Source organism: Bradyrhizobium sp. 33ap4 (genome assembly GCF_032654765.1).
Taxonomy (GTDB): Bacteria; Pseudomonadota; Alphaproteobacteria; order Rhizobiales; family Xanthobacteraceae; genus Bradyrhizobium; species Bradyrhizobium australafricanum.
Genome location: NZ_JAUMTJ010000008.1, coordinates 66,403 through 88,095, shown reverse-complemented (window position 1 = coordinate 88,095; position 21,693 = coordinate 66,403). Strand labels below are relative to the sequence as shown.

21 protein-coding genes are annotated in these 21,693 nt (G+C 65.3%); 12 read left to right on the top strand and 9 right to left on the bottom strand.

The annotated features are described in order from the left end of the window. The first annotated feature begins 116 nt into the window (after positions 1–116). The 4 genes from Q2M23_RS08380 (at position 117) to Q2M23_RS08365 (ending at position 2,559) form a co-directional block, all read left to right on the top strand. The gene (locus Q2M23_RS08380; protein WP_316395304.1) at positions 117–344 is read left to right on the top strand and encodes a hypothetical protein; all 228 of its coding nucleotides are present in this window, start codon (positions 117–119) and stop codon (positions 342–344) included. Between the two features lie 208 nt (positions 345–552). After that, positions 553–1,752: a molybdopterin-dependent oxidoreductase gene (locus Q2M23_RS08375; protein WP_316395303.1), complete on the top strand. Its 1,200-nt coding sequence runs from the start codon at positions 553–555 to the stop codon at positions 1,750–1,752. An 11-nt stretch (positions 1,753–1,763) separates the two neighbouring features. Beyond that, complete coding sequence (locus Q2M23_RS08370; protein ID WP_050386875.1) at positions 1,764–2,075, top strand: c-type cytochrome; 312 nt, start codon at positions 1,764–1,766, stop codon at positions 2,073–2,075. A 283-nt stretch (positions 2,076–2,358) separates the two neighbouring features. Continuing rightward, the gene (locus Q2M23_RS08365) at positions 2,359–2,559 is read left to right on the top strand and encodes a cold-shock protein (RefSeq protein ID WP_057019268.1); all 201 of its coding nucleotides are present in this window, start codon (positions 2,359–2,361) and stop codon (positions 2,557–2,559) included. Between the two features lie 213 nt (positions 2,560–2,772). On the opposite strand, the gene Q2M23_RS08360 is transcribed toward Q2M23_RS08365, so the two are convergent. From Q2M23_RS08360 to Q2M23_RS08350, 3 genes are all read right to left on the bottom strand, one after another. After that, on the bottom strand, positions 2,773–4,845 hold the full coding sequence (locus tag Q2M23_RS08360; RefSeq protein WP_316395302.1) for a tetratricopeptide repeat protein: 2,073 nt from the start codon (positions 4,843–4,845) through the stop codon (positions 2,773–2,775). A gap of 205 nt (positions 4,846–5,050) precedes the next feature. Further along, a complete protein-coding gene (locus Q2M23_RS08355; RefSeq protein ID WP_375166689.1) occupies positions 5,051–5,674 on the bottom strand; it encodes a hypothetical protein in 624 nt (207 codons plus the stop codon). A gap of 104 nt (positions 5,675–5,778) precedes the next feature. Then, positions 5,779–6,240, bottom strand: a complete 462-nt coding sequence (locus Q2M23_RS08350) for an Lrp/AsnC ligand binding domain-containing protein (protein WP_038386239.1) — start codon at positions 6,238–6,240, stop codon at positions 5,779–5,781. A 114-nt stretch (positions 6,241–6,354) separates the two neighbouring features. On the opposite strand from Q2M23_RS08350, the gene putA reads away from it, so the two are divergent. Beyond that, entirely contained in the window at positions 6,355–9,363 is a 3,009-nt protein-coding gene (putA, locus tag Q2M23_RS08345; RefSeq protein ID WP_316395301.1) for a bifunctional proline dehydrogenase/L-glutamate gamma-semialdehyde dehydrogenase PutA, read from the top strand. A 171-nt stretch (positions 9,364–9,534) separates the two neighbouring features. Then, on the top strand, positions 9,535–10,740 hold the full coding sequence (locus Q2M23_RS08340) for a CaiB/BaiF CoA transferase family protein (RefSeq protein WP_057019265.1): 1,206 nt from the start codon (positions 9,535–9,537) through the stop codon (positions 10,738–10,740). A gap of 153 nt (positions 10,741–10,893) precedes the next feature. On the opposite strand, the gene Q2M23_RS08335 is transcribed toward Q2M23_RS08340, so the two are convergent. The 3 genes from Q2M23_RS08335 to Q2M23_RS08325 all read right to left on the bottom strand — a co-directional run bounded on the left by Q2M23_RS08335 (position 10,894) and on the right by Q2M23_RS08325 (position 13,872). After that, positions 10,894–11,058: a hypothetical protein gene (locus Q2M23_RS08335; RefSeq protein WP_316395300.1), complete on the bottom strand. Its 165-nt coding sequence runs from the start codon at positions 11,056–11,058 to the stop codon at positions 10,894–10,896. A 98-nt stretch (positions 11,059–11,156) separates the two neighbouring features. Further along, positions 11,157–12,704 (bottom strand): hypothetical protein, encoded by a 1,548-nt coding sequence (locus Q2M23_RS08330; RefSeq protein ID WP_316395299.1) that lies wholly within the window; start codon positions 12,702–12,704, stop codon positions 11,157–11,159. 91 nt (positions 12,705–12,795) lie between these two features. Then, positions 12,796–13,872, bottom strand: coding sequence for a hypothetical protein (locus tag Q2M23_RS08325; RefSeq protein WP_316395298.1), 1,077 nt, complete (start codon positions 13,870–13,872; stop codon positions 12,796–12,798). 203 nt (positions 13,873–14,075) lie between these two features. On the opposite strand from Q2M23_RS08325, the gene Q2M23_RS08320 reads away from it, so the two are divergent. The 3 genes from Q2M23_RS08320 to Q2M23_RS08310 all read left to right on the top strand — a co-directional run bounded on the left by Q2M23_RS08320 (position 14,076) and on the right by Q2M23_RS08310 (position 16,010). Next, positions 14,076–14,450: a Crp/Fnr family transcriptional regulator gene (locus tag Q2M23_RS08320; protein ID WP_018273297.1), complete on the top strand. Its 375-nt coding sequence runs from the start codon at positions 14,076–14,078 to the stop codon at positions 14,448–14,450. Next, complete coding sequence (locus Q2M23_RS08315; RefSeq protein WP_057019263.1) at positions 14,447–15,256, top strand: MBL fold metallo-hydrolase; 810 nt, start codon at positions 14,447–14,449, stop codon at positions 15,254–15,256. Before Q2M23_RS08320 ends, Q2M23_RS08315 begins: the two co-directional genes overlap by 4 nt. A 139-nt stretch (positions 15,257–15,395) precedes the next feature. Next, a complete protein-coding gene (locus tag Q2M23_RS08310) occupies positions 15,396–16,010 on the top strand; it encodes a glutathione S-transferase family protein (RefSeq protein WP_225646486.1) in 615 nt (204 codons plus the stop codon). Positions 16,011–16,207: 197 nt separating this feature from the next. On the opposite strand, the gene Q2M23_RS08305 is transcribed toward Q2M23_RS08310, so the two are convergent. The 3 genes from Q2M23_RS08305 to Q2M23_RS08295 are packed head-to-tail and all read right to left on the bottom strand — an operon-like array spanning position 16,208 to position 18,240. Next, positions 16,208–16,702, bottom strand: coding sequence for a TPM domain-containing protein (locus Q2M23_RS08305; protein ID WP_057019261.1), 495 nt, complete (start codon positions 16,700–16,702; stop codon positions 16,208–16,210). 2 nt (positions 16,703–16,704) lie between these two features. Further along, a complete protein-coding gene (locus Q2M23_RS08300; protein WP_316395297.1) occupies positions 16,705–17,601 on the bottom strand; it encodes a YgcG family protein in 897 nt (298 codons plus the stop codon). Positions 17,602–17,622: 21 nt separating this feature from the next. Continuing rightward, a complete protein-coding gene (locus Q2M23_RS08295; protein ID WP_028334935.1) occupies positions 17,623–18,240 on the bottom strand; it encodes a LemA family protein in 618 nt (205 codons plus the stop codon). A 160-nt stretch (positions 18,241–18,400) separates the two neighbouring features. Here Q2M23_RS08295 and Q2M23_RS08290 point away from each other — a divergent pair, with 160 nt between their 5' ends. From Q2M23_RS08290 to Q2M23_RS08280, 3 genes are read left to right on the top strand one after another with little or no spacing between them, the layout of a single operon-like run. Then, entirely contained in the window at positions 18,401–19,255 is an 855-nt protein-coding gene (locus Q2M23_RS08290; RefSeq protein WP_082653946.1) for an enoyl-CoA hydratase, read from the top strand. Positions 19,256–19,263: 8 nt separating this feature from the next. Next, complete coding sequence (locus Q2M23_RS08285) at positions 19,264–20,409, top strand: acyl-CoA dehydrogenase family protein (protein ID WP_253625666.1); 1,146 nt, start codon at positions 19,264–19,266, stop codon at positions 20,407–20,409. Positions 20,410–20,422: 13 nt separating this feature from the next. After that, positions 20,423–21,619: an acyl-CoA dehydrogenase family protein gene (locus Q2M23_RS08280; RefSeq protein ID WP_316395296.1), complete on the top strand. Its 1,197-nt coding sequence runs from the start codon at positions 20,423–20,425 to the stop codon at positions 21,617–21,619. Positions 21,620–21,693: the final 74 nt, after the last annotated feature.

The following is a 21,693-nucleotide window of genomic DNA, read 5'->3' as shown; positions in this document are numbered from 1 at the left end:
CGGTGCGTTCAGCAGAGATGCTCGAACGTGCCCGGTGCCGGATGCGACTGACTGGCGATGGGTAACACTGCAACCGCGCCGCGACAGAGCTCAACGCGCACCTGAAGGAGAAGACCATGTTTCACAAAGTCACGCTCGCTCTCGCCACTGCCGCAACCCTCGGCGCCGCCGCGCTGGCGCCGACCGCAGCTTCCGCCAAGCCGTTCTTCTGGCATCCGCATCACCATCACTTCTGGGGTGGCCCGGGCATTGCCGTCGGCTTCGTCGACTCCGGCTGCTACGCCACCCGCCTGGTGCTGACGCCCTATGGCTATCGCTATCGCACCGTGAACGTCTGCTACTGATCGAACGTTCTACTTGGATGGAAACGCCCCGGTCGTCCACGCGACCGGGGCTTTTCGTTGTTGCGACGCAACGCTGCGAAAGCTCAATTGACTTGCCGTTCCCCGGTGCGACATTTGGACAGCGCGCATTCCGCGATGCGAAGGCGCGCAAGGCAATCTGGGCCTGGTGATGACCGGCTCACGACAGAACAGCTTCGGAGGAAGCGGAATGCTCGATCGACGAGACTTGATGAAGCGCGCCGGATTGGCCGCTTTGGTGACGGGGCTGGGATCAAGGGGTGCATTCGCCCTCGACACCGTGACGCTGCCCTTTGGCAATGGCGAGCGCCCGCTGGTGCGCTACCCGCAAAAGCGCCCGATGATCGGCCTGACCGCCCGCCCGCCGCAGCTGGAAACGCCGTTTGCGGTCTTCAACGACGGCCCGATCACGCCGAACAATGCGTTCTTCGTGCGCTATCATCTGGCAGACCTCCCCTACAATCTCGATCCGGACAAGTTCACGCTGGAGATCAAGGGCAAGGTCGACAAGCCGCTGAAGCTGTCGCTGAAGGACATCAGGAAGCTGAAGGCGACCGATATCGTTGCCGTCAACCAGTGCTCCGGCAACAGCCGCGGCTTCTTCAGTCCGCGCGTCGCCGGCGGCCAGCTCGGCAACGGCGCGATGGGCTGCGCGCGCTGGCACGGCGTGCCGCTGAAGACCGTGCTCGACATGGCCGGCGTGCAGGCCGGAGCCAAGCAGGTCACCTTCAACGGCATGGATGGTCCAGTCAGCGACAAGACGCCGGATTTCGTCAAGGCACTCGACATCGACCACGCACGCGACGGCGAGGTGATGCTGGCCTGGGGCATGAACGGCGAGGACCTGCCCTTCCTCAACGGCTTCCCGCTCCGCCTCGTGGTGCCCGGCTATTACGGCACCTATTGGGTGAAGCACCTCAACGAGATCACCGTGATCGACAACGTGTTCGAGGGCTTCTGGATGAAGTCCGCCTACCGGATACCGGATACGCCGAACAATGCGGTCGAGCCCGGCACCGCACCGAAGGCGACGATCCCGATCAATCGCTTCACGGTGCGCTCGTTCATCACCAGCGTTGCCGACGGCGCCAAGCTGAAGGCCGACCGCACCATGCTGCGCGGCATTGCCTTCGACGGCGGTAAAGGCATCAAGGAGGTGATGGTCTCGACCGACGGCGGCAAGAGCTGGACGCCGGCCAAGCTCGGCAAGGACCTCGGCAAATACGCCTTCCGCGAATGGAAGTTGCCGGTGAAGCTCGCGGCCGGTCCCGCAGAGCTGAAGGTGCGCGCCACCAACAATGCCGGCGACACCCAGCCGGTGGATCCGTTGTGGAATCCGGCCGGCTATCTGCGCAACGTCGTCGAAACCGTGCGCGTCACCGCAGCGTGAGGAGAAGCATCATGACCAGCAAGCTGCTTCCATCCCTCGCCGCGATCGCCGCGCTGTCGATCGGCGCCGCCATCGCCGCGCCCGTGAACTACACGGTCCCCGAGGAAACCGCGGCCTTCAAGCCAGGTCCCAACCTCGAGGTGGTGCAAAACAACTGCACCGCCTGCCACTCGGCCGACTACATCAAGACCCAACCGCAGGGCGAGAAGTTCAAGAAGGATTTTTGGCAGGCCGAGGTGACCAAGATGATCAAGGTCTACGGTGCGCCGATCGACGAAGCCGACGTCGGCAAGATCGTCGAATACCTCTCCGCGACCTATTGAGACGCCGCCGATCGATCCCCGCGCGCCGGCCGAAAAGGCAGCGCGCGGGACGATCGATCCAGTTCGGTACACCGGAACCGATCCGTTTTTGCAGCGCATCAATTGACCACGAAACGGGCAATCCGGCGTAAAACCCCCGCAAAGCGGGTTGTTTCCGGTCAAAAACACACCGTCGTTTGATCTACCCAGCTTTTTTCAAACTGCTATCCTGTCGTTGCGGACAAGCCGGTTTTTGCGGGGACCGACTGGTCTGTTTTCGATTGATTCCGCGGAGACGACTGGAATGCCCAAAGGTACAGTGAAGTGGTTCAACCCGACCAAGGGTTATGGATTCATCCAGCCCGCATCGGGCGGCAAGGACATTTTCGTTCATATTTCAGCAGTTCAGAAGGCTGGCCTTCAGACCCTCAACGAAGGTCAGTCGGTTGAATACGAAGAGATTGCAAATCGCGGCAAGACGTCAGCCGAAAATCTCAAGGTCTAGCGTCACAGCGCCAGATCCGGCGGCGCACTCTCGGACGCCATCCGGGAGTGGGGGCCGATCCACACACCAGACAACGTGACGTTCGGCGGGGCGGGCACGATGCCCGCGCGCCATGGCGTTGAACTATATGGCGTTGAACTATTTCGGCGGCCACCGCTCGCGCGCCGACGACTGCCTTTTGCGCCGGGAAGCGCGCGGCTGCGCATTGCAGCATCACAGGCACGTGCCGCTCTGGCCGTTGCCGCACGGCACCCGCTTCGACAGCTGCTGAACCTTGCGCTTCGACTCGGCCTGCGCCAGCACGTCGAACACGCTTGACGGGGTGAGCTGCGTGGCCTTGCGGAAGTCCTCGGTCGCCTTGTCGACATGGTTGAGCGCCTCATGCGCCTTGGCGCGGGCGAACAGGCCCTCAACCGTCTCCTTCTGCGCGATCGCCCGGTCGAGATCCTCGACCGCCTTGTCGTAGTTGCGCAACGCCGACCAGGTGATGCCGCGCAATGTCAGCGCCGGCTGATAATCGGGCCGCGCAGAGAGGATGAAGTTGAGATCCTTCATCGCGTTGTCCGGCTTCTTCAGCCCGAGATAGGCCCGGGCGCGCAGCACATGCGGGAAAGCATCGTTGGGCGCCCGCGTGATGATCTGGTCGAAGGCGGCGATGGCGCGGTCGTACTGGGAGGAAGTCAGCATCGCGAGCCCGCGGCCGAGCTGTGCCGTCGGATTGTTCGGGCTTCGCTCCAGCACAGCGTCGATATCGACCAGTCCCTCATCTGCGCGGCCCTTGAGCATCAACGCGAGGCCGCGCCACGATTTGGCGATCAGATTGGTCGGCACCAGCGCCAGGGCCTGATCGAAATCCAGCAGCGCCTTGTCGAGCTGATTGAGGCCGATATGGGCGAGCCCACGTTCGGTGAAAGCGAGCGTCTCCTTGGGATTGAGCGAGATCGAATGATCGTAGTCGGCGAGCGCGTCCTGCACCTTGCCGGTGCCGGCCTTGACGAGGCCACGCGCCAGATACGCCAACGAATTGTTCTGATCGAGCGTGATGGCACGGCCGGCGTCGGCCATCGCTTGATCGAACTGCCGCGTGCCGGCGGCATTGAGCGCGCGGGCCGCCAGCAGCTGCGGATCGTCCGGCTTGACCTTGAGCAGGGCATTGAGATCGTTGCGCGCGTCCGCCGACCGGCCGAGCTTTGAATAGGCCAGTGCACGCAGGCGCAGCGCAGCCTCGTTGCGGGGATCGCCGCCCAGCACCTGGGTGAGATTGGCAACGGCGCCCGCGTAGTTGCCCTGTGCGACGAGCTGCTTGGCCTGCTCGACCTGCTGGTTACCCGCCGCCGGCCCGGCTGGCCGCGCCGGCGGCGCGCCTGGAGCCGGTGCGGCCTGCGGCGGCGCGGCGCCGCCTGCTGCCTTGGCGAGTTCGGCCTGCATCGTGACCGCCTGCTGGCGCTGCTGCTGTATCTCCTTGTTGTCGGGAAGCACCGCCAACAACCGGTCGAAGTCGGCAATCGCGCGGGCATAGTCACCCTTGGCGCTGTAGAGCTGGGCACGGGCGAAATAGGCGTTGCGCTCGGCCTGCGGCGCCTGCGCGATCGCACGCGAGAAATCCTCGATCGCTTTATCCATGTCGCCCTTGCGGCGATGGGCCTGACCTCGCCAGTAGAATGCATTCGGCGTGCCGGCGTTGACGGCAATCGCGGTGTTGGCGTCGGCCACCGCCGCATCGGGCTGTCCGGTTTCGACATAGGCCCGCGCGCGCCCGACACGGGCAGCGGGAAGATCCTGCCGCAACGTGATCGCCTGGTCGTAATCCGAGATCGCATCGCTCCAGGCGTGCTGGTCGGCGCGCAGATTGCCGCGCGCCAGGAAGCCGAACGGGTTCTTCGGCTCGAGCTCGATCGCGCGATCGAAATCGGCGCGGGCCTCATCCAAGCTGCCCTTGCGTTGCTGGACATAGCCGCGCGCGATCAGCGCCGGCACGAATTGTCCATTCAGCTGCACCGCTGCATCGGCATCGCTGAGCGCCTGATCGATCTTGCCGCGCGCGATGCCAAATCGCGAGCGGCCGGTGAAGGCCTTGGTGCGGTCCTCCGTGGAGCGTGCGGTATCGTTGATGATGCCCGAGCACGCCGCCTCGGCCTTGTCCGTCGGCGGCCCGCTGCAATCCTCGACATCGCCCGCGCGGGCCGGACCGGCGAGCACGGGCCAAAGTAGCAGCGCAAGCGCCAGCAGCTGTGGGAAACGAACGCCGCGGGTGGCGGCATCAATGCAGATCGAACGTGAACGCATGTGGTAGCCTCGGGTTGACCGAATGCTGCCGGTGTTAACGCGTCACTTGGTTCTTATGGTGATCGGCACTGAACGTATTTTTTGGAACCATATCGTGCGAAGCTATTGTTCGAATCCTGGCATTCGGTTCCCAGCGTCGCGCGGACGCTATCCCTGCGATCAATGATGGAACAGCGCGAAACGCGCAGCTGCGACGCTCAGCCGTTCAATCTTCCGTCACCCATTTGGCGACGGTCATGACATCAGGCGGTTGCAGATAGCCGCGGGGCCAGAGATCGACCGCCCATTCCACCTTGGTCGCGCGCTCGACGAGAACGGCGGTGTTGTGCGGTGTTTGCGCCAACGAAAATCCGCGGTAGTGGGGATCCCCAACGTCATGAAACCTGAACAGGTTCCACGCCTGCATCACCAGCATCAGGCTGGTCGTGTTCCGCGTCGTGTCCCAGCAATCATAATTGTGTTTGTCGTCGTTGGCGCGGAAATCCGCTTTCGCCACGCGCTTGTCGGTGCCGAGGATCGGCCCCATGCGCCGGTCGAACCAGATCACGGCCTTTTGCACGGCCGCGCGTTCGGCGGCGGCATTGGCGCGGCCCGTGGCCATGATCTTGGCCAGAGCCGCCCGGTCGGCTGCGCTGAAGTCGAGCATCTCGCGACGCCGGCAGACGAAGCCGTAACAGACGGTCATCCCCGTCGCCGACGGCGGATAGATCGAGACCGAGGTGTAGAGCTGCAGGATGCCGGAGCTGAGCTCGGCCGCGCGGGCCGGCATGGCCGACGGCAACGACAGCATGAGCACAGCAAGCGCGCCGGCAAATCCGGCCCGCTTCATTCGTATCGGCTGATCAGCGTCTTTCATGAACCACCGCCCCAACTCGACCAAAGGATTATCGCGGGCGTGTCGCGATGCCAAGACATCCGGCGCATGGCTGTGGATCAGACCGGCAGCGGCGCGTCGCGCTTGACTTCCTCCATCACCGCGTAGGTTCGCGTTTCCCGCACGCCCGGCAGCGCCAGCAGGGTCTCGCCGAGAAACCTGCGATAGGCGGTCATGTTGGCGACCCGCGCCTTGACCAGATAGTCGAAGCCGCCGGCCACCATGTGACACTCGAGCACTTCCGGCGCGGTCTGGACCGCCCTGGCGAACTTCTCGAATACATCGGGCGTGGTCTTGTCGAGCAACACCTCGACAAACACCAGCAGACCAAGCCCGAGCCGGTGCGGATTGAGCCGGGCGCCATAGCCCTCGACGAAGCCGTCGCGCTGCAGCCGCTTCAACCGTTCGCCGACCGAGGTCGGCGACAGGCCGATCCTTTCCGCCAACTCCACATTGGCAATCCGGCCATCCCCTTGCAGGATCGAGAGGATTTTGCGGTCAGTCTTGTCGATTTCTGTCATATCTACGGTAATTCTCGAATTGATCCTGATTTTTTAAGGCAAATCTGCTAATTTGTCTATCGAACTACGGTTCACTAGCGCGTACGTGTTCCCACACAATCTCAAGGAACCGCCATGCCAGACCCGTTGCCGCTCCCGCCCCCGTTCAGCGCGCCGTATGCGCCAGACGACAGCGCCATCGCCGCCCGCCTGCGCCAGGACGCGACGCTCGGCGCGGAGGCGGAGGCACGGATCGACCGCACCGCGACGCGCCTGATCGAGGCGATCCGGGCCAATGACGATCCGCTCGGCGGGATCGAGGACATGTTGCGGGAGTTCGCGCTGTCGACCAAGGAAGGGCTGGCGCTGATGGTGCTGGCGGAGGCGCTGCTGCGGGTGCCGGACGCGCGTACCGCCGACCAGTTCATCGAGGACAAGCTCGGTCAGGGCGACTTCGTCAACCACGAGACCAGATCGAGCGCGTTCCTGGTCAACGCCTCGGCCTGGGCGCTCGGCATGTCGGCGCGCGTGATCCAGCCCGGCGAGACGCCGCAGGGCACGATCGGGCGGCTGACGAAGCGACTCGGTGCGCCGGCGGTGCGCGCCGCGACACGGCAGGCGATGCGGCTGATGGGCAGCCATTTCGTGCTCGGCGAGACCATCGAGGCGGCGCTGTCGCGCGCGCAATCGCACACGGCGCGCGGCTCGCGCTATTCGTTCGACATGCTCGGCGAGGGTGCGCGCACCGCCGACGATGCCCATCGCTATTTCGAATCCTACGCCCGCGCCATCGATGCGATCGGCAAGGCGGCCGGCGATCAGCCCCTGCCCGACCGGCCCGGCATCTCGGTGAAACTCTCCGCGCTGCATCCGCGCTTCGAGGCGGTGAGCCACGCGCGGGTGATGACCGAGCTGGTGCCGCAGCTGATCGATCTCGCGCGCCGCGCCAAGGCGTTCGACCTCAACTTCACCGTCGATGCCGAGGAGGCCGACCGGCTGGAGCTGTCGCTCGACGTCATCGCCGCCGCATTCGCCGACCCCTCGCTCGCCGGCTGGAGCGGCTTTGGCCTCGCGATCCAGGCCTATCAGAAGCGCGCCGCCGACGTCATCGACTATGTCGATGCGCTGACGCGTGCGCTGGATCGCAGGATGATGGTGCGCCTGGTCAAGGGCGCCTATTGGGACACCGAGATCAAGCGCGCGCAGGAGCGTGGGCTCGACGGCTATCCGGTGTTCACCCGCAAGGCGATGACCGACCTGAACTACGTCGCCTGCGCGCGCAAGCTGCTGGCGCTGCGGCCTCGGCTGTTTCCGCAATTCGCCACCCACAACGCGCTGACGATCGCAACCATCCTCGAACTCGCCGACGATCCCTCAAGCTTCGAATTCCAGCGGCTGCACGGCATGGGCGAAGCGCTCTACGCCCAGCTCGGCGAGGACAGGCCCGAGATCGCCCACCGCACCTATGCGCCGGTCGGCAGCCACCGCGACCTGCTCGCCTATCTGGTGCGGCGGCTGCTCGAGAACGGCGCCAACTCGTCCTTCGTGGCGCTGGCCGCCGACAATCGCGTGTCCATCGTGGACCTGCTGCGCCGCCCGGCCGAGATCGTCGGCACCGACGACAAGGCGTCGCACTCCGCGATTCCGTTGCCGGCCGAGCTTTATTGGCCGCAGCGCGAGAACTCGCACGGCATCGAATTCGGCGAACGCAAGGCGCTCGGCGCGCTGACGTCGGCGATCGCGGCCGAACGGAAGGCTTCGCCTTCCGTCACGCCATCAACCACCGAGCAGGCGAATGCCGCCGTTGCCGCGGCGCGCCGCGGCTTCAAGGCCTGGAACGCCACGCCGGCCATAAAGCGTGCGGCGATCCTGGACAAGGCCGCGGAGCTGCTCGAGCAGCGCCGCGCCCACTTCCTCGCTCTGCTGCAAAGCGAGGGCGGCAAGACGCTCGATGATGCGCTATCGGAAGTACGCGAGGCGATCGACTTCTGCCGCTACTATGCCGCGCTGGGGCAAAAGCTGTTCGGCGAAGGCGAGACGATGCCGGGCCCGACCGGCGAAAGCAATGTGCTGGAGCTGCACGGCCGCGGCGCGTTCGTCGCGATCTCGCCGTGGAATTTCCCGCTCGCGATCTTCCTCGGCCAGGTGACGGCGGCATTGATGGCGGGCAATGCGGTGATCGCAAAGCCGGCCGAGCAGACGCCGCGCATCGCAGCCGAAGCCGTTGCCATGCTGCATCAGGCCGGCGTGCCGCCATCGGCGCTGCATCTGATCCAGGGCGACGGCGCGGTCGGCGCCGCGCTGGTGGCGCATCCCACCATCGCCGGGGTCGTCTTCACCGGCTCGACGGAGGTCGCGCGGTCGATCAACCGCACGCTCGCCGCCAAGGACGGCCCGATCGTGCCGCTGATCGCCGAAACCGGCGGCATCAATGCCATGATCGTCGACGCCACCGCGCTGCCCGAGCAGGTCGCGGATGACGTCGTGACCTCGGCGTTCCGCTCCGCCGGCCAGCGCTGCTCGGCGCTGCGGCTGCTGTTCGTGCAGGACGACGTCGCCGACCGCATGATCGAGATGATCGCGGGCGCCGCGCGCGAATTGAAGATCGGCGATCCCTCCGAACCGTCGACGCATATCGGACCGGTGATCGATGCCGACGCCAAGCAGCGGCTCGATGCGCATATCGCGCAAATGAAGCAGGAGGCGCGCGTGCATCTCGCCGGCGAGGCGCCATCAGGCAATTTCGTCGCGCCGCACATCTTCGAACTGTCGGCGGCCGGGCAATTGAAGGAAGAGGTGTTCGGCCCGATCCTGCATGTGGTGCGCTACCGCGCCGACAAGCTCGGCGAGGTGCTGAGTGCGATCGAGGCGACCGGGTTCGGGCTGACGCTCGGCATCCATTCCCGCATCGACGACACGATCGAGCACGTGATCGACCGCCTCCAGGTCGGCAATATCTATGTCAACCGCAACATGATCGGCGCGGTGGTCGGCGTGCAGCCGTTCGGCGGCAGCGGCCTGTCCGGCACCGGCCCCAAGGCCGGCGGCCCGCATTACCTCGCGCGCTTCGCCACCGAGCAGACGATCACCATCAACACCGCCGCCGCGGGCGGCAATGCGGCGCTGATGGCGGGGGTGGAGTAATACTCATCACCGACATGTCATTCCGGCATGGTGCATGGGCGCCAGGTCCGGAATGACTTGGTTGCATCGTGCCCCCCAGATGGGTCAAATGGCGGTCCGATCGGGATCATTGCTTGCGATAATTCCAGCTACCGGAAAAACACCAACAAGCGCCACGGGAGCGACGGCACGATGGAAAAAGGCATTTTTGACGGGCTCAAGGTCCTGGACTGCGCGAGCTTCATCGCGGCACCCGCGGCCGCCACCGTGCTGTCCGACTTCGGCGCCGACGTCATCAAGATCGAGCCGCCCGGCGCCGGCGATCCCTATCGCAATCTGCCCAATCTGCCCGGCTATCCATCGAGCGAGCACAATTTCGCGTGGATGCTGGAGGCCCGCAACAAGAAGAGCCTCGCGCTCGACCTCACCAAGCCTGACGCGCAGCAGGTGCTGTACAAGCTCGTCGCCGAGGCCGACGTGTTCATCACCAACATGCCGCCGCAGGTGCGCGCAAAGCTCGGCATCACCTACGACCATCTTGCCCATCTCAACGACCGGCTGATCTACGCGTCCTTCACCGGCTATGGCGAGAAGGGCGAAGAGGCCAACAAGCCCGGCTTCGACTCCAACGCCTATTGGGCCCGCTCCGGCCTGATGGATCTGGTGCGCGCCGACGAGGAGACCACTCCGGCCCGTTCGGTCGCCGGCATGGGCGATCACCCCTGCGCGATGGCGTTCTACGGCGCGATCGTCACCGCGCTGTTCCAGCGCGAGAAGACCGGCAAGGGCTCGCACGTCTCGACCAATCTGATGGCCAACGGCGTCTGGGCCAATGGCGTGCTGGCGCAGGCCAAGCTCGCCGGCGCCAAGTTCAAGAAGCGCAAGCCGCGCGAGGAGGCGCTGAACGCGGTCACCAACCACTATAAGTGCAAGGACGGCCGCTGGCTGATCCTGTCGCTGCTCAACGAAGACCGGCAATGGCCAACGCTGGCGCGCTGCATGGGCCGCGAGGATCTCGTCGCCGATCCGCGCTTCGCCACCAAGGCGGACCGCCATGCGCGCTCGGTCGAGCTGATCAAGATCTTCGACGAGGTGTTCGCCGGCAAGGACCTCGCCGAATGGCGCAAGATCCTCGACGGCAACGGTCTCGTGTTCGGCGTCGTCGGCATCCTCGACGACATCCCGAACGACAAGCAGATGATCGAGAACGAGGTGCTGGTGCGCTTCGAGAACGACACCATGCTGACCGTCAACAGCCCGATCTTCATCGACGGCGCGAGGAAGGTGCAGCCGCGCAAACCGCCCGAGGTCGGCGAGCATTCCGACGAGATCCTGCGCCAGGCCGGCTACGACGAGGCCACGATCCAGAAGCTGCGCGCGTCGGGCGCGGTGGCGTAGCGAACTAACCACCTTCGTGAGTAGCCCGGATGGAGCGAAGCGAAATCCGGGACAAGTCTCGCAATCGGATCACGCAATCCCGGATTTCGCTTCGCTCCATCCGGGCTACGAGGTCAGCGGGCATTCCATCGCAGGCATCCGACGCCTAGGAAGCTATCTTTTCATCCAGGCCCAGACGATGGCCACAACGATGATGCCGAGGATGACCGCGAGCCCGATCGCCCAGCTGCTGACGCGGACGGCGCTGACCGCCTGATGCTCGGCCTCGTTGGCCGCGATCTCGCGGTCGCGCTGCTTGTCGTCCTCGGGAGCACTCATCGGCCGGTCTCCGCTCAAGGCTGGCTGTTCGGGGCATGGTCGCGACGTGGAATGTAGCATCGAATAATGACGCGCAGCCGCTCCGGTTCCGGCGGAAATCACCGGCCCTTCACGAAGCACATGCCGATGCGCGAGGCCTTCCCGGCCACCTGGCAGGCAAGGCCGTCGGCGCAGGTCCAGCCGCGGAAGCTGCGGTCGGTCTCGGCGGGCCTCGCGCCCGGCAGATAGCAATGCGCGCCCCAGCCGTCGCTGTATTCGGTGCCGGCAAGTTCCGCGCTGCCGCGCAGCTGCGGCCGGTTGGAGAAGCCGCGCGAAAAGTCCGGCGCCTTGCCGTCGCGGAAGCTTGCGAGGATATCGCGGCGGCGAGGCTGGTCGCCGAAGAAATGCGGCGAGGCCGGCACCACGGTGGAGTTCGACGGCTTTGCCGCCATCCAGTCGACGCCGGGGAAATGGAAGCCGCCGATGCCGCGGGTCTGGTGACAGCCCGCGCAGGTGACATCGTTGAGGCGCCGCTCGAAGCCGGCCAGCGACTGGATGTTTTGCAGCTTCGTTCCGTCGGCCGCAGCCTTCTGCAGGGCGCCGACGACGTCACCATCGGAGAACACCGCATTGCCGGCCGTGCCCTCACCCTGCACCATGCCGAATTCGGGCTCCAGCTCGCTGACATCGAAACCAGTCGGCGTCGGCGCGACCGCTACGGTCGCGAGGAAGCGATCGGGGATCAGCAAGGTGCCGCGATCGAGCTCGGCAAGATGTTTGGGATCGAGCAACCACGCCTTGAAGTCGCGCCTCAGTGCCCCGTCCGCCAGAATGCGGTCGCGATCGATCTGGTTCTCCAGCGGTGCTTCGGCAAACCGTTTTGCCACGCCGTCATAATCGAACACTTTGAGCAGATAGTCGGTGCGGAAATCGCGCACCGCGGATTTCGGCGCGTGCGCGATCTGCAGATTGGTCTCGATACGATCGATATTGCGCGCATCGATCAGGTCGAGCGGACCATCCTTGCCGAGCAACTTCTCCATCGCCGGCGGCGCGCTGCCGGTCGCGAGCCAGCGCCGCGCGATTTCGCGGCAGCCGAGCGATGCGTCGTTGCCGTCGCCTTTCGCCTTCAGCACGAGGTTCAGCGTCATCGGCAGCCTCTGCGACACCGCGTTCTCGCCGATCGGCGACACATCGGTACGGGTCAGCCGGTAGATCAACCGGATCTCGCCGCAATCTTTCGGCGCCACATAGGCGCGGTCCATGCGGTTGACGATGCCGGCAAGCACGAACCGAACATCGGGGGACTCGAGCAGCGCGCGGTCGAACAGCTGAAACGCAAAGCCGTCGCCGACGCCAATGCTCTCATTCGGCAGGCTTGCCTTATGCTTTGCGACATAACGATCGAACTCGCGATCCAGCGTCTCGCGCACCGGAACCATCGCAGGCAAGGCGAACAGATCGCGGTTGGACAGCGGCGTGTCGGCGGAACGCTCCGGCGCGAGCATCCGGCCGAGGCTGAAGCGGCCGTGATCGAGCTCGCGCAGGATAGCGGGATCGATCGCCGCCGCGCCGCGCTCGAGCGCGCGATCCTCGGCGGCACGTCCAGGCGCGGCGCCGCAGAGCAGAACGTACATCACCAGAAGGCATTTCAGCGCGCGGCTCATGCCCCCACTAACACCGCGCGGCAAACCCTATTCAAGAAAAAAGGCGCTTCACATCGTGGTGAAGCGCCTTGGTGTTGTCGGGTTGCGGAGATCAGCGCGAAACGATCAGGCCCTTGCTGGTGACGACCACCCAACGGCCGTCCTGCTTGCGGATGGCATCGACGCGGCCGAGACCGGGGACGGGGTCGCCCGCGTAAACCTCGTAGATGCCGCCGCGGCCTTCGATCAGCGCGCCGCCATTGCCGACGTCGCGCAGCGACCAGCCGTCGACCACCGGCAGGCGGCCGACCTCTGGCCTGGGGGCGGCCGGCGCCGCCGCGGCAGTCGCCGGGGTGATCGAGCCCGTGACCTCGCGGGCGGGCGTCGCCGCGGCGACGGCGGTCTGCGGCGCGGCGCGGAGCTTGTCGACCGCCTCGCTGAGCTTGTTGAGCTTGGCCATCGGCTCGGCCTGGGCCTTCTCGACCTTCTCGATCCGGTCATTGGTCTTGCTGAACTGGGCCTGGCCGGCCTTGGCGGTCTGCTCGACGCTGGCCTTCAGCGCGGCGACCTCGGATTCGATCCGGGCGAGCGCGGCATCGGCCGCCTCCTTGTTGGCGGTGGCGTCCTTGGCAGCCACATCCCTGACGGAGGCAGCAGCGGGGGCGGCGAGATGGCCGAGCCCCGCGGTCGCGAGCGCACCGCCGATGGCGCCGGCCACGGTCGCCAGCGCGATCACCGCGGCCATCGCGCCGATCCGGCGCGTGCCGGCCGGCTTGCCTGCCGCCTTGGCCGCCTGTTCGGCGCCTGGCCTGGATGCGGTCGCCTCATGGTCCCAGGTGCGGTCACCCGGCGCCATGATCATCAGCTTGCCCGGAAAATGCGGCTCTTCCCGCTTGCCGGTCGCGACCCTGGGCACGTCCATATTGGTCGGCTCGACCTTGGCCTCGACCTTCGGCTCGATCATGGACTCGATCTTGGGCGGTTCAACCTTTGAGGGTTCAACCTTTGAGGGTTCAACCTTGGGCGCGTCCATACGGGGCGCGTCCGCCTTTGGCGACGTCTCTTCCTGCTCGGGCGCAAGCCGGGGAGCTTCGACACCGGTCGCGGCCATCACGGGCTCGCTTTTCGCCGCCATTTCGGCACCAGTTTGACCGCTGACCGGCTCGCTCTGCTGCTCACTCACGTTCAAAGTCTCCAGACTAGGTTGACAATTCGGTAACTTTTATTGCTTGCGAAATGGTTACCCCGCTCCGCCATTACCTAAATTTTAGGGAGTTTTCCGGGCCGGATTTGGGCGATGCTGCCCTGCGGCAATCTGCGCCGCTTCCGTTTGCGCGCGGCGCTTTCCCGATTAACATACCGCCATCTTCAGCCAGAAGGCAGGAGAGCGCCATGACGATCGAGAAATGCATCAAGGAATTTGGTGTCGATGACGTCATCTTTGAGGAAGGCTCGACCGGCCGCGAGCTGTTTGTCGTGCTCGACGGCAAGGTCGACATCGCCAAGATCGATCGCGGAAACAAGACTGTTATCGTCAGCCTTGGCAAGGGCGAGTTCTTCGGCGAGATGGCCGTGATCGACGGCTCGGCGCGCTCGGCGACCGCCATCGCCTCCGCGCCCGCAACGCGGGTGATGCGGATCAACCACGCCCGCTTCGTCTATCTGGTCAGCCAGCAGCCGGCGTTCGCGCTGATGGTGATGGATGCGCTCTCGAAGCGCCTGCGCGCATCCAACGCGGTCACTTACCGGACGGCGGCAACCCCATGAGCGACCGCAAGCCAAGCCCGTTCAAGACGCTGTTCGACGCCGAGGTCGCAACGCTGATCCAGGCCGCCGACGACGTCTATCAGATCCGCTTCAAGAACCGTGCGGCGAACGCCTATCTGGTGCGCGGCAGCAAACGGACCATCATGATCGACGTCGGACTGTCGAGCAATTATCCGTCGCTCGTCGCCTGTCTCAACCATCTCGGGGTGACGCCCGAGATGGTCGACATGGTGGTGCTGAGCCATGAGCATCTCGACCACATCGGCGCGGCGTACCATTTCCACGGCAGCGCCTACGTCGCCGCGCACCGGCTCGCCGCCAACAAGATCATGCTGCGCGACGATTTCTCGATGCTGCGCAAGATGTTCAACGAGCCGAACGTGCCGATCGATATCGACATCTGGCTCGAGGAAGGCAACCTGATCGACCTCGGCAATTTTCGCCTCAACGTGATGTACACGCCCGGCCACACCTCGGCCTGCATCACGCTGTTCGACCAGGACAAGGGCCTGCTGTTCGCCGCCGACACGCTGATGCCCGGCGGCGTGATGGGCGGCGTGTTCGGCTCCGGCTCGATCGCCGACTATATCCAGTCGCTGGAGCGGCTGAAGGGCCTCAACTCGAAGATCCTGCTGTCGGGACATGGCCGGCTGTCCGACACGCCGCAGGACGATGTGCGGATCGCGCTGCAGCGCTCGCACGGCCTGCTCGAGGACACCGCGCAACTGTTCGATGCACTCGATGCGCGCTCGAATTTCGAGCCGATCATGCAGTCGGTGCGCGACCTCAACAAGCTCGACGATTGAGCTCAGTTCCTCCCCGTCGTTGCGAGCCAACGGGTCGCAATGACGTTCGGGCGACCGAGCGCCTTCACATTTGACAAATCCGCGCCCGGTCTGTTCAACAGCGGCAACAACAACGTTGAAGAAACAGGGAGCGAGGATCATGAAGCTTTACGACTCGATCGGACCCAATCCGCGCATCGTGCGCATGTTCATGGCGGAGAAGGGCATCGAGATACCCAAACAGGCCGTCGACCTGCGCAAGGGCGAGAACCGCGAGACGGAACACCTGAAGCGCAATCCGCACGGCCAGATGCCGGCGCTCGAGCTCGACTGCGGCAACTACCTCTCCGAGATCACGGCGATCTGCGAATATCTCGAGGAGAAGCATCCCTCGCCCGCGATGATCGGCACCACGCCGGAAGAGCGCGCGGAATGCCGGATGTGGACGCGCCGCGTCGATCTCAACATCGCCGAGCCGCTCGCCAACGGCTACCGCTTCGGCGAAGCGCTGAAATTCTTCGAGAAGCGCATTCCCGTTGCGCCCGAAGCCTCGCCCGGCCTGAAGATGATCGCCGCCAACCGCATCAAATGGCTGAATGACCAGATGGCCGACGGCCGCGACTACATCTGCGGCAAGCGCTTCACGCTCGCCGACATGCTGCTCTATTGCTGGCTCGATTTCGGCAACCAGGTCGGCCAGCCGCTGGACCAGTCGAACGCCAACATCGTCGCCTGGTTCAACCGCGTCGGCGCGCGGCCATCGGTGAAGGCGTAAAAGGCGGTCGTCTTATCCTCCCCTCGAGGGGGAGGATCGGTTCGCATGAAGCGTAGCGCAATGCGAACCGAGGTGGGGTGATCTCTCCCCTCGGGTAGCGTTCACGCGGAGAGACCTTCACCCACCTCGCCGCTCATTGCATTCGCGTCGATCCTCCCCCTCCAGGGGAGGATGAAGAGCACCCGACCACTCAGTCCCTAAATCACCACCGGCTTGTCCGGCAGCTCGTTCGGGCCGGCCGGTGGCGGGAAATGCTTTGCCAGCTCGCGCGACACCGCCTCGATCCCCTTGATCACGCCCTGCTCGAACCGGCCGGCCCGGAAATCCGTTTCCATCGTGCGGCAGATCGCCTCCCAGCCGGCATGGCCGACCTTCGCGTCGATGCCGCGATCGGCGACGATCTCGACGTCGCGGTCGGCGAGCAACAGATAGATCAGGACGCCATTGTTGTGATCGGTGTCCCAGATCCGCAAATGCGAGAACACGTCGAGCGCGCGCTCCCGCGCAGGCTGATTGCGGAACAGCGGCACGCCGTCGAGCGCGCCCTCGACGACGAAACGGATCTGGCCGGAATGAGTGGCCTCACCGGCCTTGATCGCCCGCTCGATGGCGTCGAGCACGCGCGGCGGAAAATCACGCCGCACCCGCCAGCGGTGCTCGAGCAGATGCTTGCCGATGCGCTTGATGCCCATGCCTACCAGCTCCCCGAGGCGCCGCCGCCGCCGAAGCTGCCGCCTCCGCCGCTGAAGCCGCCGCTGTCGCTCGAGCTCGAACCGCTGCTCCAGCCCCCGCCGCCGGACCAGCCGCCGGAATAACCGCCGCCGCGCCGGTACGGTCCCGAGCCTGCCGTCGGACCGCCGAAGTTCAATCCGCCGAAGATCAGCGCCGCGACGGCGGCGAACAGGCCGACCACCAGCGCAGTGGCGAGCGAGCCGGCCACCATCCAGGTGAAGACGCCGACAACACCGCCGGTCGCGACCGAGCCCAGCAACCGCCCCAGTATCCCGCGCAACACGCCGGCCACGATGATGACGATAAAGATCGTCACCGGATTGGCGAAGTCGACCAGGTTCGGCCCTTGCCAATGCTCGGGCTCCGGCGCCGGCAATTTCTCGCCATTGATCAGGCGGATCATCCGGTCGACGCCGGCCGAGATGCCGCCAGCGAAATCGCCGGCCTTGAATTTCGGCGTGATGTCTTCGTCGATGATGCGGTGGGTGACGGCATCGCTCAGCACGCCTTCGAGGCCATAGCCGACCTCGATGCGCAAGTGCCGGTCGTTCTTGGCGACGACAAGGAGCGCACCGTCGTCGACCTTCTTGCGCCCGATCTTCCAGGCCTCGGCCACGCGCATCGAGAACTGCTCGATGGTTTCCTCGCCCGTGGTCGGCACGATCAAGACCGCGATCTGGCTGCCCTTGCGGGCCTCCAGATCCTTCAGCCGGTCGGTCAGCGTCGCGACATCGCTCGCCGACAGCGTCCCGGTCTGGTCGACGACGCGGCCGGTGAGCGGAGGCACCGCGACCTCGGCCCACGCCGGGCACACGAAGCCCAGCAGGAAGCCGAGCAGGATGACGCGTGCGGCGGTCATCGCGATGTGCGCACGCCGGCGCTATTTCGACGGCGCAGGGGCCGGCGACGGATTATTGAAATCGACCTTCGGCGCAGTCGATATTTCCTTTTCATTGTCGACCGTGAAGTTGGGCTTCTCCTTGTAGCCGAACGCCATCGCGGTCAGATTGTTCGGGAAGGTGCGGATGCCGACGTTGTAGTCCTGCACTGCCTTGATGTAGCGATTGCGCGCCACCGTGATGCGGTTCTCGGTGCCCTCGAGTTGCGCCATCAGGTCGCGGAACAGCGCGTCCGATTTCAGCTGCGGATAGTTTTCGGTGACGACCAGCAGCCGCGACAGCGCGCTGGTCAGTTCGCCCTGCGCCTGCGTGAACTTCTGGAACGCGGCCGGGTCGTTGAGCACCTCGGGGGTTGCCTGGATGCTGCCGACCTTGGCGCGCGCGTTGGTGACGCCGAGCAGCACGTCCTTCTCCTGCTGCGCAAAGCCCTTCACGGAGTTGACCAGGTTGGGCACGAGATCGGCGCGCCGCTGGTACTGGTTCACCACCTCCGACCAGCTCGACTTGACCTGCTCGTCACTGGTCTGGATCGCGTTGTAGCCGCAGTTGGTCAGGCTCAATGTCGCCAGCGCTGCGAGCACGGTCCAAAGCTTGCGCATGAAGATGGTCCTCCCCGGGTGGATTCTGCGTCAGCGTAACAGATTTTCGCCGGATAATCCCGTGCGGCGGATTTCGCGGCTTCTTTTGCGGATGATGACGCTTGCCTATCCCTGCCCGCGCCGTTCATCATGGCAAAAAAATCGATCGCGGGAGGATCCATTGGCGTCTGAACAATTCGAGACGATTGTTGTCGAACGGCCCGAGCCCGCGATCGCGCGGATCGTGATGAACCGCCCCGAGGCCCGCAACGCCCAGAACCTGCAAATGACCTACGACCTCAACGCCGCCTTCGACCGAGCGGTGCAGGACGACGCGGTCAAGGTCATCATCCTCGCCGGCAACGGCCCGCATTTCTCGGCCGGTCACGATCTGCGGCCAGGGGCCAAGAACCAGGCCGGTGCCGATTTCCCGCCAGTCGGAAATTGGGGCGGCTTCGCCGAGCCGAACGCCCATGGCCGCTTCGCGCGCGAGCAGGAGATCTACCTGCAGATCACAAGGCGCTGGCGCAATCTGGCAAAGCCGACGATCGCCGAGGTGCACGGCAAGTGCATCGCCGGCGGACTGATGCTGGCCTGGGCCTGCGACCTGATCGTTGCCAGCAACGATGCCGAGTTCTGCGACCCCGTGGTGACGATGGGCGTCTGTGGCGTCGAGTGGTTCGTGCATCCCTGGGAGCTCGGCGCGCGCAAGGCCAAGGAGATGCTGTTCACCGCCGACGTCTGGAACGCCGACGAGGCGCATCGCCTCGGCATGGTCAATCACGTGGTGGCGCGCGGCGATCTCTCGTCGTTCACGCTGGCGCTGGCGCGGCGGATTGCCGCAAAGCCCGCCTTTGCGCTGAAGCTTTCCAAGGAGGCGGTGAACCGCTCGATAGACATCATGGGGCAGCCTGCCGCGATCGATCAGGCCTTCGCGCTGCATCAGCTCTGCCACGCCCACAACCTTCAGGAATTCGGCATGGTGGTGGACCCCGCGGGTCTGCATCCCTCCGTCAAGAAAACCGCCAACGTGTAGCAAGCCAGATGGACCTCACCCTCAGCGACGAGCAGCGCCTGCTGCGCGAAAGTGCCGACCGCTTCGTGGCGGAAACCTTCAGCCCCGAGCATCGCAGGAAAGCGGCGAACGATCCGCTGGGCTATTCGCCCGCGATCTGGAAACAGTTCGCCGAGCTCGGCTGGCTGGCGCTGCCGATCAGTGAAGCCAATGGCGGGCTCGGCGGCGGCGCGATCGAGATCGGACTGCTGATGGAAGCGTTCGGCCGCGGACTGGTGTCCGAGCCGTTCCTCTCCACGGTCGTGATCGGCGCCGCGCTGGTCGCCGAGTGCGGCACCGAGGCGCAGAAGCAGGCGATCCTGCCTGATGTTGCCGAGGGCAAGCTTACGCTCACCTTCGCGCATTCGGAGCGCGCCGCGCGCTTCGATCTCGCCCATGTCGACACCACGGCCAGCAAGACCGCCGACGGGTGGCGCCTGAACGGCAGCAAGATCGCCGTACTCGACGGCGCTTCAGCCAACCAGATCATCGTCTCGGCCCGTATCGCCAACGCCAATGGTGCATCGGGCAAGCTTGGCCTGTTCCTGGTGCCGGCGAAAACGCCCGGGCTCACGCTGCGCGACTACGCGCGGCTCGGCGGCGGGCGCGGCTGTAATCTTGATCTCAGGGATGTGCAATTGCCCGCCGATGCGCTGCTCGGCGACGGCAGCGATGCGCTACCCGCGATCGAAACCGTGGTCGACCGCGCGATGGCCGCGCTCGGCGCGGAGGCGGTCGGCATCATGCAGACGCTGCTCGACACCACGCTCGAATATACCAAGATCCGCAAGCAGTTCGGCCGGCCGCTATCGAGCAACCAGGTGATCCGCCATCGCCTCGCCGACGTGGCGATGCAGGTCGACGAGGCGCGCTCGATGGCGTTGCGCGCCGCGCTGATGGCCAATGCCGAGCCTGTGGCCCGCAGCCGTGCGGCGTCCGGCGCCAAGGCGAAGATCGGCAAATGCGCGCGCTTCGTCGCCGAGCAGGCGGTGCAGCTGCACGGCGCCATGGGCGTCACTGAGGAGCTCGACATCGGCGCCTATTTCAAGCGGCTGCTCGCCTTCGACACGCTGTTCGGCAACAGCGCCCATCATTATCGCCGCCACGCCGCGCTCAGCGGCCGCGCCCACACCTAACGGAGAGCGCACCATGGATCTCACCTTCAGTGCCGAGGAACGCGCGTTCGAGCAGGAAGTCCGCGATTTCATTGCCGGCAGCCTGACGCCGGAGATGAAGCGCGCCACCGCGCTGACGCCGTCGGTGTTCTCCGACCCCGACATCGGCATGGCCTGGCAGCGCGCGCTGCACAAGAAGGGCTGGGGTGCGCCGGGCTGGCCGGTGGAGCATGGCGGACCGGACTGGACACCGGCACAGCGCTGGATCTTCGAGGCCGAATGCGCGCGCGCCGGCGTGCCCAATGTCAACGTGATGGGCGTGAAGATGGTCGGCCCCGTCATCATCGGGTTCGGCTCGCCCGAGCAGCAGAATTTCTATCTGCCGCGGATTCTCTCCGGCGAGGATTACTGGTGCCAGGGCTATTCCGAGCCGGGCTCGGGCTCCGACCTCGCCTCGCTGAAGACCCGCGCGGTGCGCGACGGCGACGAATACATCATCAACGGCACCAAGATCTGGACCACGCATGCGCACCACGCCAACCGCATGTTCGCGCTGGTGCGCACCAATGACGGCGAGCGGCAGCAGGACGGCATCAGCTTCATCCTGATCGACATGAAGACGCCGGGCATCGCCACGCGCCCGATCCTGACCATCGGCGGCGACCACGAGGTCAACCAGGTGTTCTTCGACGACGTCCGCGTGCCCGTCGTCAACCGCGTCGGCGAGGAAGGCAAGGGCTGGACCTACGGCAAATATCTGCTCGAATTCGAGCGCGGCTCCGGCATCGCGTCGGCCAAGCTGCGCGAGGCGCTGAAGACGATCACCGATCTCGCAGACTCCGAGGTCACCGGCCGCGCCATCGAGGATCCCGACATCGCGATCCGGATGTCGGAGGTCGAGGTCGATATCGACGCGCTCGAGATGACCGAGCTCAGGGTGCTGTCGGCGCTGCAGACCGGGCAGAATCCGGGCGCGGTGTCGTCGCTGATCAAGCTCCGCGTCAGCGAGATCCGCCAGGCGGTGACGCGGCTCGGCGTCGACGTGATCGGCCAGGACGGACTTGCCGTCGAGCCGGCGCGGCCGTTCTACCGGCTCAACCACGAGCCGGCGATCCCCGAAGAACTGCTGCCGGTGGTACCGGAATATCTCAACGGCCGCGCCTATACGATCTTCGGCGGATCATCCGAGATCCAGCGCGACATCATCGCGAAGATGGTGCTGGGACTGTAGGGCACCTCGTTCCGGGGCATCGCAAAGCGATGAACCTCAGGTGCGCAATTGCGCACCGGGGAACCTCGATGTTG